Here is a 15,777-nt window from a genome sequence, read left to right as displayed (position 1 = left end):
TATATGAGGCAATCGGTACATCGCAACCTTTCCGTCGGCCCGCCGTCGCCCTATCCCGATCGGCAAGGAAGGATGTCGATCATGACCCACCAGAATTTGGCCGAGCGGCTACGAGCCGCTTACCGCGAAGGCGCGGTGCCGCCCCTTCGCGATGGGTTGGAGCCGACCGATGCCGCCGGGGCCTATGCCGTACAGGCGATCAACACGCGCTTTTGGCGAGATGCCGGGCGGGTCGTCGTCGGCCGAAAGGTCGGGCTCACCGCGCGGGCTGTACAAGCGCAACTGGGCGTCGATCAGCCCGATTTCGGTGTTCTATTCGCCGACATGCGGATCGACGATGGCGGGGTGCTGCTCGCCTCGGCCGCGTTGCAGCCCAAGGCGGAGGCCGAGATCGCCTTCGTGCTGGGCAAGGATCTCGACAAGACGGATGCGATCGCCAGCGACGTCGCGGCGGCGGTGGCGCAGGCCGTGCCGGCGATCGAGATCGTCGATAGCCGCATCGCGGACTGGAAGATCACCTTCGCCGATACAGTAGCCGATAACGGCTCGTCGGCCTTCTTCGTGCTGGGGGAGGGGGGCAAATCGCTCGACGGGCTGGACCTCTACACGTGCGGCATGGTGCTGGAGGTTAATGGCGCGGTAGCCTCGCTGGGCGCCGGTGCGGCCTGCCTCGGTCATCCGCTCGAAGCCGCGGCCTGGCTGGCGCGAACATTGGCGACGGCGGGCGAGCCGCTGCGTGCGGGCGATATCGTGCTGACCGGCGCACTCGGGCCGATGGTGGCGCTCACCCCCGGCGACGTCATCGAAGCCAAGATCGGCGGCCTCGGCACCGTCTCCTTCCGATATGAGGACGATCGCGCATGAGCGGCAAGATGAAGGTGGCGATCATCGGATCGGGCAACATCGGCACCGATCTGATGATAAAGATCATGCGTAATTCGGACGTGCTGGAAATGGGCGCCTTCGTCGGCATCGATCCCGAGTCCGATGGCCTCAAGCGCGCCGAGCGAATGGGCGTCTCGATCACGGCGGAGGGGATCGACGGTCTCACGGCGTTGCCGGTATGGCCCGAGATTGGCATCGTCTTCGACGCGACATCGGCCGGTGCGCACCAGCGGCACAATGCCGTGGTGAAGGCAGCCGGCAAGGTGATGGTGGACCTTACCCCGGCGGCGATCGGCCCCTATGTCATCCCGGTCGTCAACGGCGACACGCATCTCGACGCACAGAACGTCAACATGGTTACCTGCGGCGGGCAGGCGACCATCCCGATCGTGGCGGCCGTGTCGTCGGTGGCGACGGTCCATTATGCCGAGATCGTGGCATCCATCTCCTCGAAGAGCGCAGGCCCCGGCACGCGCGCCAATATCGACGAGTTCACCGAAACGACGTCGAAGGGCATCGAGGAGGTGGGTGGTGCGGCCAAGGGCAAGGCGATCATCATCCTGAACCCGGCCGAGCCACCGATGATGATGCGCGATACGGTGTTCACCTTGTCATCGGGCGCCGACGAAGATGCGATCCGCGCGGCGGTCGAGGCGATGGTGGCGCGGGTCAACGCTTATGTCCCCGGCTACCGGTTGAAGCAGCAAGTGCAGTTCGAACGCTTCGGATCGAACAATCCGGTGGTGATTCCCGGTTACGGCCGGTTCGAGGGGGTCAAGACGACGGTGTTCCTCGAAGTCGAGGGCGCGGCCCATTATCTGCCGGCCTATGCGGGCAACCTCGATATCATGACTTCGGCCGGCCTGCGTACCGCCGAGAAGATCGCGCTGCGCCACATCGAGAAGGAGGCCGCGTGATGGCATTCGATCCGGCGACCAAGCTCTACATCCAGGACGTGACGCTGCGCGACGGCATGCACGCCGTCCGCCATCAATATGGCCTCGATCATGTCCGTGCGATTGCCAGGGCGCTCGATGAGGCGAAGGTCGATGCGATCGAGGTGTCGCACGGCGACGGTCTCAACGGATCGTCGTTCAACTACGGCTTCGGTGCGCATACCGATTGGGAATGGATTGAGGCCGTCGCCGAGGTGCTGGACCATTCGATCCTGACCACCCTGTTGATCCCTGGCATCGGCACGATCGAGGAATTGCGCCATGCCTACAAACTGGGCGTCCGCTCGGTCCGCATCGCGACGCATTGCACCGAGGCCGATATCTCGAAGCAGCATATCGCCGCCGCGCGCGATCTGGGCATGGATACGATCGGCTTTCTGATGATGAGCCACATGCTGGAGCCGGACGCGTTGGCGCAGCAGGCCAAGCTCATGGAGAGCTATGGCGCGACCTGTGTCTATGTCACCGACAGTGGCGGCGCGATGGACATGGACGATTATCGTGCCCGTTGTGAGGCTTATGATCGGGTGCTCAAGCCCGAAACCCAGCGCGGCATCCACGCCCACCACAATCTGTCGTTGGGCGTCGCCAACTCGATCGTCGGCGTGCAGGCCGGCGCGATCCGTATCGACGCAAGCCTGGCGGGCATGGGCGCCGGCGCGGGCAATGCGCCGTTGGAGGTCTTCATCGCCGCCGCCGAGCGCAAAGGCTGGAACCACGGCTGCGATCTCTACAAGCTGATGGATGCGGCCGAGGAACTCGTCCGGCCGCTGCAGGATCGCCCGGTCCGCGTAGACCGGGAAACCCTCAGCCTCGGCTATGCCGGCGTCTATTCCAGCTTCCTGCGCCACGCCGAGAAGGCAAGCGCGGATCATGGTGTCGATACGCGCCAGATTCTTGTCGAACTCGGCCGTCGTCGGATGGTCGGCGGCCAGGAGGACATGATCGTCGATGTCGCGCTCGATCTTGCCGGTCAATCGGTCTGATCGGCGTGCGCCTAGGCGTCCTTGGTCTTGATCCGGCGACGGCGGGCGAGATAGTCGAAAGCGAGGGTGAGATGATCGTCCAGCGCCTGCTCGGCCCCGTCGGCGTCGCGTTCGCGGATCCGATCCGTGACGAGGCGGCGGCCGGCGACGAAGGCCGGCGTGATGTACAGATCGGCCTGGCGCAGCAATGTCGTCACCGTGCTGGTGAGCGATGCGATCAGGAAGGCCAGGATATCGTTGTGCGCGGCGACACCGAGCAATTCATAATAGCGGCCGACCGTCACGATCGCGGGGATCATTCCTTCCCGCGCGTAGATTTCTTCCAACTCGTCCACATTCTGGTCGAGCGCGACGATGTCCGACAGCGTCGAGCGTTCGCAGGCGGCCCGAACGGCCAGCTTCAAAAGCGCCGATCGAACCTCGACCAGCCTGTCGAATTCCACATTGGAAAGGAACATCAGGTCGTGCAGCGAACGCGACAGTCCATCGGGGCCACCTTCGCTGATGTAGGCACCACCGTTGGCGCCCGTGCCGAGCGTCAGGACTCCGGACATTTCGAGCGAGCGCAGCGCCTCGCGGATCGCCGACCGGCTGACGCCAAGCTGTTGAGAGAGATCGCGCTCGGACGGTAGCCGATCGCCCGGCTTGATTCGGCCGGCTGCCAGTTCGGCACGAATCCGATCGCTGACGAGTTCGAAAAGCCGCGGTTGCCTCGCTTTTACTGGTCTTGCCCGCAGGGGGGTCTGGCCCATCAATACACTCCGATAGATTGCGGAGAGCATCGCTGCCGCCGCCTGTCGCCAGATAGGACCGGGACGTGGGCGGCTGCAAACCTTTTGCGTGGTGGAAAGGCGGGGTGGGTCAGCAGGTCAGCACGATCCTGACAGGCCCAGACCGCTTGGCCATCGCGGCGTGGGCCTTTGTCAGATGGTCGGCATCCAGCGGCCAGATCATGTCCGGCGGTGGCGGCTGCAGCCGGCGATCGTCGATCAACTGGCCGATATGGCCGAGCGCCCGATGCTGTCGGATCATGTCCCGCCGATACAGGCCCCGATTGAACACACCTTCGGTGACGAGACGACCGCCCTTGGCCACCAGCGGTGCAAGCTCGATGCTGCCACCCCGATCGATCGCGCAGATCGCGCCATAGGGAGCCAGAGCGCCGACGAGCCCCGGCCAGCTGGTCGCGTCCGTCAGCATCGACAGGATACGTTCGGGCCGCGACAATCCCTGCGCTTTGAGTTGATCCGCGATCTTGCCGGCATAGCTGACGACGGCATCGGCACCGGCATCGCGGACCATCTGCTGGCTGCGCGCGTCACCGGCGGCCGCGATCACGTCATGCGGCGACAGAGCTTTGGCGATCTGGATGGCGGCGATCGCGACCCGCCCGGAGCCGCCCGCGACGAGCAGGGTTCCCGCAGGCCCGTCCCAGGCATCCAGCGCGTCGCCGAGTGCCTCATAAGCCGTCAGATAGGCGAGGGGGACGGTCGCGGCATTGGCGAAGGACAAGGTGGCGGGCTTCGGCCCGGCCAAGCGCTCATCGACCAGCTGGTATTCTGCATTGCCGCCGGGTCGTGTCGGCGAGCCGGCATAGAAGATCGCGTCGCCGGGCTTGAAGAGGCTTGCCGCCTCGCCAACGGCGACCACTTCCCCTGCCACGTCATAGCCGAGAACCATCGGCGGGCCCGCGGCGTCGGCACCGCGACGATATTGGGCCAGATCGACCGGATTGACGCTGACGGCGTGAACCTTGACCAGCAGATCATGCCCCGTCGCCTCCGGGCGGGGGAGATCGAAGGCGGCGACATACGCCTCGTCACCGATCGCGCGTGGCGCATGATGGCCGATCGCGCGCATCATGCGGCCCTCACCGTTTCGGCGATGGCCCCGGCGGCGATCTGCGCGGCGATCCAGTCGTCGTCGTAGCCGAGCCGTTGCAGGACGGCCCGACTGTGTTCTCCCACCATCGGCGGCGGCAGGCCCTCGCTGGGGCTCCAGCGCGTCGGTTGCACGCCCGGCACGCGGGCGACCGGCAGGCGGCCGAACGCGGCGGTTTCGACCCAGTCGCAGGCGCCGGTGTCCTGCACATGCGGCTCATCGAGCCACTCGCCGTAGTTGCGCACCCGCTCGGCCATCACGCCATCGGCGGCCAGGCGGCCCAGTATCTGCTCGGAGGGATGCTTGCGGAATTCGACGCGAAGCACGGCATTGATCTCGTCAAGATAGTCGAGCCGGTGGTTGGGGGTCGGCCAGCGGGGATCGGCGGCAAGGTCCGGGCAATCGAGCGCCTTGCAGACCGACGCGAAATGCGAGGCACGCATGCCGTTAATGACGATGAAGCCATCCGCCGTCTCGTACATCCCGGACGGCACGTAGAGCGGCGGCGACTTTCCGCCCGTCTCGACCCATTCCATGATCTTGGCCGACTGATAGGCAGCCGCCGCCTGCACCATGTTGATATCGAGGCAGGCACCCTCGCCAAACCGGATCTGTCTCAGCACGGCGGCCCCGATCGCCTGGTTGGCGTAGAGGCCGGTCAGCACATCGACGACCGGCATCAGCAGGCGATGTGGCCGGCCGTCATCCTGCTTGGCCATCGTCATGAAGCCCGAATAGGCCTGGATCAGATTATCGGTAGCGGGACGGCGCGACTGGGGGCCCGACTGGCCGAAGCCGGATATCGAGGCATAGACGATCTTCGGATTGGTCGACGACACCGCTTTGTAGGACAGGCCCAGCCGATCGATGACGCCGGGGCGAAAGCTCTCGAGCATGATATCGCATTGGTCCGCCAGCCGCCTTGCGACCGCGAGCCCGGCTTCGGACTTGAGATCGAGCGCGATCGACCGTTTACCCCAATTGTTGGCGAGGTAATTCACCGATTCCCGATTGATCGAGCGGCCGAGAACCCGGCCCCAGTCGCCTTCTACAGGTTCCAGCTTGAGAACATCCGCCCCGTGGGCGGCCAGCAGCATCGTCGCGTAAGGCCCTGCGATTCCCTGCGTAAGATCGAGAACCTTTAGACCTTCATACGCCTTATGATTGCTCATCACTCACCCTGATTCCGTTGCTCGCGATGCGGCGGATTGCAGGATGGTCCTACCGTTCTCAATCGAATGGATCAAGCCACTCTCACAATGTGCGGGCAATGATGATCTTCATGATCTCGCTCGATCCACCATAGACCCGACATACCCGAGCGTCACGATAGAGGCGGGCGATCGGATAGTCCTCGACATAGCCGTAGCCACCATGAAACTGGAGGCATTGATCGACCGTCCGGCCCAGCAGTTCGGTCGTGTAGAGCTTGCACATCGCCGCTGTGGCGTTGTCGAGTGCGTCGGCGGCCTGCTGTTCGATGCAATGATTCAGGAACACGCGAGCCAGGGTCGCTTCGGTCTTTAGTTCGGCGAGACGAAACTGAGTGTTCTGGAAATCCAGGATCGGCTGGCCGAAGGCCTTGCGATTGCGGGTATAATCCAGCGTCGTCGTCATTGCCGCCTCGACGTTGGCGAGCGCAACGGTCGATATGACCAGCCGTTCACGGGGCAATTCGGTCATCATCTGTCGAAAACCCTGCCCCTCGACCGCGCCCAGAAGGTTCGCCGCAGGAACCCATACGTCGTCGAAGAACATCTCGGACGTGTCGGCGGCGTCCTGGCCGATCTTCTTGAGCTTGCGTCCACGCCGGAAGCCGGGCGCATCGTCGGTCTCGACGATCAGAAGCGAAACGCCGCGCGCCTTGGCGCCGGGGTCGGTCTTGGCGGCGACGACGATGAAATTGCCGCCCTGGCCGTTGGAGATGAAGGTCTTGGCGCCGTTGATGCGATAGCCGTCTCCATCCCGCGCCGCCGTGGTGCGGATCTGCTGCACGTCCGAGCCGGTGCCGGGCTCGCTCATCGCGATCGCCGCGCGCAATTCACCCGAACACAGCCGGGGAAGCCAGCGCCGCTTCTGCTCGTCCGTACCGTGCTTCAGGACATATGGCGTCACCACGCCATTGTGGCCGGTGACGTAGAAGCCGGAGACATCGTGGCGCACGACTTCTTCGAAGATGACGATGTCATGGCGGAAATCGCCGCCACCGCCGCCATACTCGGAGGGGATCGAAACGCCGAGCAGTCCAGCCTCCGCGGCCTCTTTCCAGAAACCGATCTCAACCTGCCCGTCGGCCCGCCATTTAGCGCTCCGCTCGGGCGGAACGTGCCGTGTGAAGAAACGCGCCACGCTGTCGCGAAAGGCTTCGATCTCCGGCTCGCGCATCAGTGCGGAGACGGGAAGGCCGAGACTGTTCATTCTGCTCTCCTTTGATCCGCGTCTAGCGCGCGGTGATGGACGAAGCGGCCGGTCAGGCGGCTTCGGCCTCCAACATGGCGACGACCTCCTCATGCTGATGCGCGCTTTCGCCCAGCAGGGCGGCATTACAGCGCGCCCTTTTGTAGAAGAGGTGGTTCTTCATTTCCCAGGTGAAGCCGATCGCACCGAACACCTGAATGTTGCGATGGGTCGCGTTGCGATAGGTGTCGCTGGCATAGGCCTGCGCCATTGCGGCGGCCAGAGACGCTCGCGGGTCGCGATTGTCGAGTGCCCAGGCGGCATATTGGACGCCGACATCGGCCAGTTCCACCTGTCCCGCGATCTCGGCCAGCTGGTGCTTGATCGCCTGGAACTGGCCGATCGGCTTGCCGAAGGCACGGCGCTGTTTGGCATATTCCACCGCCTCGTCGAGAACGGCGTGGCTGCCGGCCGCGCTCTCGGCGGCCAGGTATAGATACAGCCGGTCACGGACGTCGGGCCATGCCGCGTCCCATCCACCTTCGAGGCGTTCGGCCGGCGTCGCCGAAAAGCGAACGATGGCCACCTTGCGCGTGATGTCGCGCCAGTCGACCTGTTCGACCGCCAGGCCGGCCGCGTCGGCATCGACGACGAAGGCGCGACGCTCACCATCGAGAACGGCGATGCAGACGATCCTGTCGGCTTCGGGCGCGTCCACCACGAAGTGGCTCTCGCCCTCAAGGATATAGCCATCCGCGCTGGGGGTCGCCCGAACCGAGGGGATCGCGCCATGAAATCCCGTGGCATCGGCGGCGGCCAGGGCAAGACGGCATTGGCCGGCCGCCACCGGCCCGAGCAGCCGGTCACGCTGCTCGTCCGATCCCGCAGCGGTGATCGCCCAGGTGCCGGCCAGCGTACCCAGCAGCGCAACGGGTGCGACGGTACGGCCGATTTCGCCCACGACCATCACCAGATCCAGCAGGCTCATGCCGAGCCCACCCGCGCTTTCCGGGACGGCAAGAGCAGGCCAGCCGAGCCCGGCGACCTTGGCCCAGAGACTCTCCCGATCGATGGCGTCGGCGGTGGAGCCCGGCACCAGCAGCGGTGCCAGGTCAATCTCGTTCGTCAGGAAATCGGCGGCCGCGTCACGCAGCGCCAGATTGTCGTCGCTCAGGTTGAAATTCATCGTATCTCTCCGTCAGGCGGCGGCGCGGCGGGTGCGGTCGAACGGCAGCTTGATGTCGGGATCATCCTCACGCGGGAGACCCAGGATTCGTTCGGAAACGGCGTTCTTCAGGATTTCCTGCGTGCCCACGCCCAACGTGCCGGCCGGCGCGAACCAGTAAGCGTAATCCCAGTTGGAGAAGCGGCCGAAGTGCTTGTCCGGAAGCGGCAGCACGTCGGGGTTGCGGATCATGCCCGCAGGCCCCTGGCTGCGCTTGGCCAGGTCCGAGATGGCCTGACCGTGCGGCGAGGCGATCATCTTGCCGAAGCTGCCCTCGGGGCCGGCCGGCCGGCCGTTGATCTTGTTGCTCAGGTGGCGCGCGCTCATCAGGCGCAGCATCTCGCCCTCGACATAGAGGCGCCCGGCTTCACCGCGGATAACGGGATCCTTGATGCGGCCAGTGGCGATCAGCCCGTCGAGCAATTCGCGCGCGGTCGGCCCGCCGCCCCAGATGGCGCCAGGCTTGGTCATGCTCTGCCGTTCAGTTTGCAACTGCTCCAGCGTGATCCGCCAGCCGTCTCCTTCCTCCCCCAGGCGCCGGCTCACCGGAATTCGGACTTCATCGAGGAAGACCTCGCAATATTCGCTTTCCTCGCCCGACATATCCACGATCGGCCGGACGGTGACGCCCGGCGTCTTCATGTCGATCACGAACTGGGTGAGGCCCTTGTGCTTGGGAGCGGTGGAATCGGTTCGTGCCAGCAACACGCCATGTGAGGCGATATTGGCCGAGGAGTTCCAGATCTTCTGCCCGTTGACGACATATTCGTCGCCCTCGCGCCGAGCGGTCGTACGCAGACCGGCCAGATCGGAGCCACCCGAGGGCTCCGAGAAGAGCATGCACCAGCGTGCTTCGCAGCGCAGCGCCGGCGGTAGCAGTTCTTTCCGCTGGTCGTCCGTTCCCCATTTCAGGAGCGACTGGCCGCACTGGTTGATCGCGATGAGGTTGAACGTCATCGGATGGGCGATGCCGGCGCGGGCATATTCCTGCTCGAGGACGATCATCGTCTCGGGATCCGCCGAAATTCCCCAGGGTGCCGGCCAATTGGGGGCGGTGTATCCCCGCTCCGCGAGTTGGGCGTAGCTCGCACCGGGGTGGTCCTCGAAAAAGCTGCGTATTTCGATGCGTCGGGGATCATCTTCGGCTGGAAGCGTGAAATCCATCGTCCGTCCTTTCGTGAGACTTCAAATTCAGTGCCAGGTCGATCCGCCATCGACTGCAATGTCCTGTCCGGTGATCCAGCGGCCCTGATCGCCGCAGAGGAACAGACACAAAGCGGCGATGTCCTGCGCATCGCCGGCCCGCCCCATCGGCGAGAAGCCGCGCAGAAATTCCTGCCACCGCTCGCCCCGGCCGAGATCGTCGACGCGGGCCGTATCGACGATGCCGGGCAGGATCGCGTTGACGCGGATCGCGTGCGGCGCGAGTTCCATCGCAAGGACGCGGGACAGCGTGTTCATCGCAGCCTTCGAGGAGGCGTAAGCTGCGGTGCCGGCGTTGGCGAGGCGAGATGCGACGGAGGAGATATTGACGATCGCGCCACCCTCCGCGCGATCGATCATTGCCCGCCCCGCCGCCTGCGCCATCAGGAATGTGCCATCGACGTTCACCCGATGGACGCGCCGCCATTCGTCGAACGGTAGATCGATCGCTGGCCCGCGATCGGCGCCCCGCGCCGCGCCGGCGTTGTTCACAAGGATGTCGAGCCGGCCGAGACGGGCGATTGTCTGCGCGATCGCATCCGCGCTGTCGGCGGGATCGGCGATGTCGGCGACGATCGTCGTGGCCGTCCCGCCACGGCTAACGATCTCGTCGGCAACGCTGTCGATGTCGCGCCAGCCACGCGCCTTCTCGTCATCGGGAAATGTATCGGGATCGCGGCCGGTACCGATCAACGCGACGGCGGCCCCGGCATCCGCGAATGCCATGGCGATCGCGCGACCGATGCTGCGTCGGCGCCCGGCGCCCGTGACCAGGGCCACCTTGCCGTCGAGCCTTGCTTGCGTCTCGGCCATCGCCTGCTTCGCCTCCCGCTTGTCCGACTCGTTGAAACATGGTCAGACCGTTTTGTTAGAACGATAGTTTTAGCGTGTCGAGGGCGAAATCGCTATGTCAGGGCACATGACGCCGTCGCGGGAGGTACAGGGCATGATTGAAGGCGGGGATACGCGATCCCGTATCAAATCGGCGGCACAGCGGCTGTTCGCCGAGCGTGGGATCGAGGCGGTGACCGTGCGCCAGATCGCGGCGGCGGCCGATGCCCGCAATGTCGGATCGCTAAGCTATTATTTCGGCTCGAAGGAAGGGCTTATCAGCGAGTTGGTCGCCGACTATTTCATGACAGTTCATGTGCGATGGACTGAAGGGCTGGACGCTCTACAGCGGCGGACAAGCCCCGCGTCGGTTCGCGAGGTGGTGGAGATCATCGTGCGCGCCCGTCCGCGCGCCGAGGCCGGCACGGAAACGGCGTTGCGGTTCATGGCGAGCATGCTGTTCACGCGGCGCCACATGCTGAACCTCATCATGTCCGACATGCGCTACGAGGTGTTCGCGGGCCTGACCGATCATCTCCGACGCGCGCGGCCGGATATACCGCGTGAGACGATGCAGCAGCGCCTGATCTTCCTGGCCTGGTATCTGGTTTCGGTGCTGAGCGCCCTGGAGGCGCATCATGCCACGGGGCGGCCCAGCGACGTGTGGGATGCGCGCGATCCGCTGGAGAACATCGTACTGACCGGCGCCGCCATCATCGAGGCGCCCATTGCCTGAAGGCCGCTATTTGGCAGGCTGGCGCAACGCGACATGGGCCGCTCCGACCCGACGATGGGCAAGCAGGGCCTTCAACGCCGTGGAAGTCGCATTGGCCTCGTCCAGCAGCCATTGGCGCACGGCCGCAACCGCCGGCCCGTCAACGCGACCACCGTGGCACACCAGATGATGTGGCACGTCGAAGCGGAGCGCGAAGTCGAACGGCATCACCAGTCGCGCCTGCTGAAGATCCTCGACTAGGAAGAAGGGGTTCGCAAGCGCGATTCCGCTGCTGCTGCGTGCCGCCTGAAGCGTCTGCCCCAGGGTGTCGAGCCGGAGCCGGCGCATGTCGGCCAGAGCGGGAGCGCCAAGCGCCGTCAGCAGCGCTTCCCACAATTGCCGCTCGCGACGGGCATGGAGGAGCAGGTGGTGGGTAATGTCGGCTGGCGTCCGCAAAGGCGGTTCGCCATCGCGCAACTCGGGCGTACATACCAATGTCGCGAGCGTATCGAACAGGTGATCCGATGGATGGGCACCGATATCCTGAGGAAAGACCGTGATCCAGATGTCGGCTTCCCGGTCGCTGATCGGATTTCCGGGTTTCGATACGGTCACGTCGAGGTCGATATCTGGATGAGCCTGCCGGAACCCGGTTAGTCGCTGGGCGAGCCATTCGGTCGTAAAGGTGGGATAGGCCACCAGCCGAACCCGTCGTGGGGCGGTTTCGTCCATCAGCGCGTGACCGGCACGCTCGATCTGCGCGAAGGCGGCGTGAATCTCAGTGAGATAGGCCTGGCCCGGTCCGGTCGGCACGACACCGCTTCGTCGCCGATGGAGCAGGCCTTTCCCGAAATGGGCTTCGAGCAGCGAGACGTGACGGCTGACCGCCGCCACCGACACCTGAAGCTCGTGCGCCGCAGCCGTCAGGCTGCCTCGTCGGCCTGCCGCTTCGAATGCCCGCAACGCATTCAGGGAGGGCAATCTGCGCGTCATGAGCTTCCAAAGCGGCTGGGTCGGAATATCATCTGGTTTAACCTCAAGTTAAAGCAGGCTTGCCGCGATTGGCAATCCCGCATCGTTCCGCCGGGGCCTAGACGGTGCGGACACAGAGAGAGGATGCGCGGGATGAACGCACGATGCTGAGGGAAACCGGGGATTTGCCGGCACGAACCGACGTGCTGATCCTGGGGGCAGGCATTGCCGGTCATTGTGCGGCGCTCGCCGCGGCCGAGGCGGGCGCCGAGGTGTTGTTGCTGGAAAAAAGCGGCCAACCGGGAGGGAGTTCGGCGATCGCCGGAGGCGGCTTCGCCTTTTGCGGCACCGATCTGCAAGCTGCCGCCGGTATCTCGGACGATATCGCCGCCTATCGCGCAGACCTGTTCGCGAGCGGCCGGGGCAAGAACAATCCGGTGCTCGTGGATGCGTTTCTGCACAACCAACTGGCCGCCTATGGTTTGCTGCGGGCGTCGGGCGTGAAATTCGCTCTTCATCCCAAGAACACGCGTCTGCACATGACGGGCACAAGTCGGGCGGTGACGCATCTTCACATGGCGGTGCAGGCGCATCCCCAGATCACCTTCTTCTCGCGATCGACGGGCATCCGGTTGCACCGCACCGCAGATCGGCGGGTCGATGCCGCACACATCCTCTACGGCGATCAGGAAGCTATCGTGCAGGCCGCAGGCGGCGTGATCCTCGCGACCGGTGGCTTTTCGCGCTCCCGCGAGCTTCTCGCCATCTACGCGCCGGAACTGGCGGGCGGTGTTAAGCATGGCGGGGTGGGCAACACCGGCGACGGCCTCGTCATGGCGAGCGACCTCGGGGCCAGCCATGCCGATCTGGGCCACGTCACCGGTTCGTTCGGCGGCGGTATCCGCAACTACCCCAACGTCGTCGAGGCGAGCAACGAGGTGCCGCCCTTGATCTTCTCCTTCCTGGAAGGGGGGATGATGGTCAACCGAGACGGGGTCCGCTTCTGCGACGAAGGGCAAAGCTACAAGCGGGTGAGCGCTGATGGGATGAAGCAGCCGGGCGGGCTCGGTTTCCAGATCTTCGACGAACGGCTGATGGCCAAATCGCTCGATGACACGTCGGTCAACAATTATCGTGAAGGCGTTGTCGGCGGCTATATCCAGACCGCTGGCAGCATCGCGGAACTCGCGGCGACCGTCGGGATCGATCCGATGGTGCTGGTCCAGACGATCGACCGCTATAACCGCGACGCGCGGGCCGGCCATGACACGGAGTTCGGCCGGAAAACCGGGCTTCGCCCGATCGACCAGCCGCCTTTCTACATTGCCGCGACCGCCAACGCTATCACCTCGACATACGGTGGCATCGTCACCGACGAGAGGATGGCGGTGCTCGACTGGTTCGGCGAGCGGATCGAGGGCCTGTATGCCGCCGGCGAGGTCGTCGGCGGATTCCACGGTGCCGGCTATTACAGCGCCTCCTCGCTCGCCTCCTCGGCGACGTTCGGAATGCTCGCCGGCCGTGCCGCCGCGCGTGCCGTGGTCGAGCCGCTGCTCGCCGGCGCCATCGTCTGACAACATTTCGCTAAGGGATTGCGCGGGGATGAAGCAGATCGATTATGATGTCGTGATCGCGGGGGCGGGGCCGGTCGGCCTCACGCTGGCGATCGATCTCGGCCAGCGTGGCGTGCGGTGCCTGATCGTCGAGCGTGATCCGACGACGGGGCCGTGGCCCAAGATGGATCGGTCTAACGCGCGGACGATGGAGATCTTTCGCCGGCTCGGTTTCGCGGATCGGGTGCGCGCGCTCGGCTATCCGCCCGAAGCGTCGATGGACGTGTTCATCACGACGCGCCTTGTCGATCCGCCGCTGGCGCACTTCCATTACCCATCGGTCGGCGCGTTCCGGCAGGAAATCGCCGCCAACAAGGGGCTGGGCAGCCCGCTCGAACCCTACCAGTTGGTTTCGCAGAACAAGCTGGAGCCGCTTCTCAAGCAGATCGCCGAAGCGACGCCGAACGTGACGGTGCGCTATGCTTGTGCGCTGGCGGCCTTCGATCAGGATGCGCAGGGGGTCGATGTGCGGCTGGAACCGCTGGACGACGATCCGGAAACAGTGCGCGCCCGCTATCTCGCCGGGTGCGACGGCGGTGCCAGCCTGGTGCGCAAGGCGCTCGGCATCAAGCTGTCCGGCAGCGGCGGGCTTCAGGACATGCGCCAGATCTGCTTCCGGTCGAAGGAACTCTACGATCGCATCCCGATCGGCCAGGGGCGTCATTATTATTTCGCCGACACCACCAGCGCGTCGCTGATCGTCCAGGGCGATCGCGAGGAGTTCACGATCAACGCCTCGCTGCCGGACGACGCCGATTTCCGCCAGGAAGTGCTCGATCGGGTCGGATTTCCCTTCGATTTCGAGATATTGAACGTCGGGCGCTGGCGGCTGCACCTGCTGGTCGCGGATCGCTATCGGGATGGGCGGGTGTTCATCGTCGGCGACGCCGCGCATCTGGTGATCCCGACAGGCGGGCTGGGCATGAACACCGGGATCGGGGACGCCGTGGACCTCGGCTGGAAGCTCGCCGGTGCGGTTCAGGGTTGGGGTGGGGAAGCCCTGCTGGACAGTTACGAGGCCGAACGCAGACCAATCGGCCTGCGCAACCGCGATGCCTCCGGGTGGGCCGCATCCGGCATGGGCATCTGGCGAAAGGCCGTGACGCCGATCATTCGGGAAGACACGCCGGAGGCTGCCGCTGTCCGTGACACGGTCACCGAACTGGCCGTCGCCCACCATCGGCGCGTTCATGATATGGTGGGAGTGGAACTCGGCTATTCCTATGCCGGCTCGCCTCTGATCGAAGCCGAGACCGGCGAACCGCAAAGGTGGGACACGATCGTCTATCGCCCCGATGCCGCCCCCGGCGTCCGCATCCCGCATATCTGGCTGGCGGACGGCCGGGCGATGCAGGATGTGATGGGGCCGGGCTATACCTTGCTCGACCTCCAAGGGAAGACGCCGACAGCGAGCCTTGAAACGGCCTTCGCCGATGTCGGGGCGCCGCTGGATGTCGTCCGGCTGGATAATCCGTTTGTGCGCGAGGCCTATGGCTGCGGGCTGCTGCTGGTGCGGCCGGACCTGCACATCGCGTGGCGGGGAGACGCGTTGCCCATCGATAGTCGGCGGCTGGTCGATCGCGTTACCGGCCGCGTGCTCGACATGATCGCAAGCGCGGCATGATGACGGCGGATGCGACAACGTCGGCGCAGGAAACCTTGCGGCGCTGGAACAGGGCGATCCGAGCCAAGGAGCTCGACGGCCTTCGGGCCATGATGACCGACGATGTCGTGATCGAACTGCCCTTCAACGAATCCGGCCGGACCGAACAAGGCTTCTTCCGGGTCTATCGGGGCCGCGATGCGTGCGTGGATTTCTGGCGAGAAGCCTTTGCGCAGGAAGGTCGGGTCAATCGCTCGACGGAGATCGAGACGAGCGTCACCGCCGATGGTGCGCGCATTTTCGTGGAGTTTCAGGGCGATGTGACGATGCAGTCCGGTCGTGCCTACCGCAATCGATACGTGATGCGGTTCGATCTGGTCGATGGCCGAATTTCGCGCCTGCGCGAATATTATAACCCGATCCAGTCCGCCTATGCCTTTGGCAGGCCGGTGGCGGGCCGGTTCCATATCGACGCTCTGTAATCTCTTTGGCTTGCCCATTATAATCATG

At 64.9% G+C, this 15,777-nt stretch carries 15 protein-coding genes; 7 read left to right on the top strand and 8 right to left on the bottom strand.

The window, feature by feature from the left end; genetic code table 11:
• Positions 1-72 precede the first annotated feature (72 nt).
• The 3 genes from PQ455_RS11165 to dmpG are packed head-to-tail and all read left to right on the top strand — an operon-like array spanning position 73 to position 2,827.
• Positions 73-864 carry a 2-keto-4-pentenoate hydratase gene (locus tag PQ455_RS11165; RefSeq protein ID WP_273686156.1) on the top strand — a complete coding sequence of 264 codons (792 nt, stop codon included), beginning with the start codon at positions 73-75 and terminating at the stop codon, positions 862-864.
• Positions 861-1,802: an acetaldehyde dehydrogenase (acetylating) gene (locus PQ455_RS11160; RefSeq protein WP_273686155.1), complete on the top strand. Its 942-nt coding sequence runs from the start codon at positions 861-863 to the stop codon at positions 1,800-1,802. Before PQ455_RS11165 ends, PQ455_RS11160 begins: the two co-directional genes overlap by 4 nt.
• Entirely contained in the window at positions 1,802-2,827 is a 1,026-nt protein-coding gene (dmpG, locus tag PQ455_RS11155) for a 4-hydroxy-2-oxovalerate aldolase (RefSeq protein WP_273686154.1), read from the top strand. The genes PQ455_RS11160 and dmpG overlap by 1 nt, the downstream gene beginning before the upstream one ends.
• An 11-nt stretch (positions 2,828-2,838) precedes the next feature.
• On the opposite strand, the gene PQ455_RS11150 is transcribed toward dmpG, so the two are convergent.
• The 7 genes from PQ455_RS11150 to PQ455_RS11120 form a co-directional block, all read right to left on the bottom strand.
• Entirely contained in the window at positions 2,839-3,609 is a 771-nt protein-coding gene (locus PQ455_RS11150) for a FadR/GntR family transcriptional regulator (RefSeq protein ID WP_273686153.1), read from the bottom strand.
• Positions 3,610-3,688: 79 nt separating this feature from the next.
• On the bottom strand, positions 3,689-4,690 hold the full coding sequence (locus PQ455_RS11145) for an alcohol dehydrogenase catalytic domain-containing protein (protein WP_273686152.1): 1,002 nt from the start codon (positions 4,688-4,690) through the stop codon (positions 3,689-3,691).
• Entirely contained in the window at positions 4,687-5,880 is a 1,194-nt protein-coding gene (locus tag PQ455_RS11140) for a CaiB/BaiF CoA transferase family protein (RefSeq protein WP_273686151.1), read from the bottom strand. The genes PQ455_RS11145 and PQ455_RS11140 overlap by 4 nt, the downstream gene beginning before the upstream one ends.
• An 82-nt stretch (positions 5,881-5,962) precedes the next feature.
• Entirely contained in the window at positions 5,963-7,093 is a 1,131-nt protein-coding gene (locus PQ455_RS11135) for an acyl-CoA dehydrogenase family protein (protein ID WP_273686150.1), read from the bottom strand.
• Positions 7,094-7,178: 85 nt separating this feature from the next.
• Positions 7,179-8,291 (bottom strand): acyl-CoA dehydrogenase family protein, encoded by a 1,113-nt coding sequence (locus PQ455_RS11130; protein WP_273686149.1) that lies wholly within the window; start codon positions 8,289-8,291, stop codon positions 7,179-7,181.
• Positions 8,292-8,303: 12 nt separating this feature from the next.
• Positions 8,304-9,494: an acyl-CoA dehydrogenase family protein gene (locus tag PQ455_RS11125; RefSeq protein ID WP_273686148.1), complete on the bottom strand. Its 1,191-nt coding sequence runs from the start codon at positions 9,492-9,494 to the stop codon at positions 8,304-8,306.
• A 27-nt stretch (positions 9,495-9,521) separates the two neighbouring features.
• Positions 9,522-10,346, bottom strand: coding sequence for an SDR family NAD(P)-dependent oxidoreductase (locus PQ455_RS11120; protein WP_273686147.1), 825 nt, complete (start codon positions 10,344-10,346; stop codon positions 9,522-9,524).
• Between the two features lie 133 nt (positions 10,347-10,479).
• Between PQ455_RS11120 and PQ455_RS11115 the strand changes: the two genes are divergently transcribed.
• Positions 10,480-11,100 carry a TetR/AcrR family transcriptional regulator gene (locus PQ455_RS11115; protein ID WP_273686146.1) on the top strand — a complete coding sequence of 207 codons (621 nt, stop codon included), beginning with the start codon at positions 10,480-10,482 and terminating at the stop codon, positions 11,098-11,100.
• Between the two features lie 6 nt (positions 11,101-11,106).
• Here PQ455_RS11115 and PQ455_RS11110 read toward each other — a convergent pair whose 3' ends face one another.
• Positions 11,107-12,072, bottom strand: coding sequence for a LysR substrate-binding domain-containing protein (locus tag PQ455_RS11110; protein ID WP_273686145.1), 966 nt, complete (start codon positions 12,070-12,072; stop codon positions 11,107-11,109).
• A gap of 143 nt (positions 12,073-12,215) precedes the next feature.
• On the opposite strand from PQ455_RS11110, the gene PQ455_RS11105 reads away from it, so the two are divergent.
• The 3 genes from PQ455_RS11105 to PQ455_RS11095 are packed head-to-tail and all read left to right on the top strand — an operon-like array spanning position 12,216 to position 15,749.
• Positions 12,216-13,625 (top strand): FAD-dependent oxidoreductase, encoded by a 1,410-nt coding sequence (locus PQ455_RS11105; protein ID WP_273686144.1) that lies wholly within the window; start codon positions 12,216-12,218, stop codon positions 13,623-13,625.
• 28 nt (positions 13,626-13,653) lie between these two features.
• Positions 13,654-15,288 (top strand): FAD-dependent monooxygenase, encoded by a 1,635-nt coding sequence (locus tag PQ455_RS11100; RefSeq protein ID WP_273686143.1) that lies wholly within the window; start codon positions 13,654-13,656, stop codon positions 15,286-15,288.
• On the top strand, positions 15,288-15,749 hold the full coding sequence (locus tag PQ455_RS11095; protein WP_273686142.1) for a nuclear transport factor 2 family protein: 462 nt from the start codon (positions 15,288-15,290) through the stop codon (positions 15,747-15,749). The genes PQ455_RS11100 and PQ455_RS11095 overlap by 1 nt, the downstream gene beginning before the upstream one ends.
• Positions 15,750-15,777 lie beyond the last annotated feature (28 nt).

It is taken from the genome of Sphingomonas naphthae, from assembly GCF_028607085.1.
GTDB lineage: Bacteria > Pseudomonadota > Alphaproteobacteria > Sphingomonadales > Sphingomonadaceae > Sphingomonas_Q > Sphingomonas_Q naphthae.
This window is presented reverse-complemented; position numbering and strand designations above follow the sequence as displayed.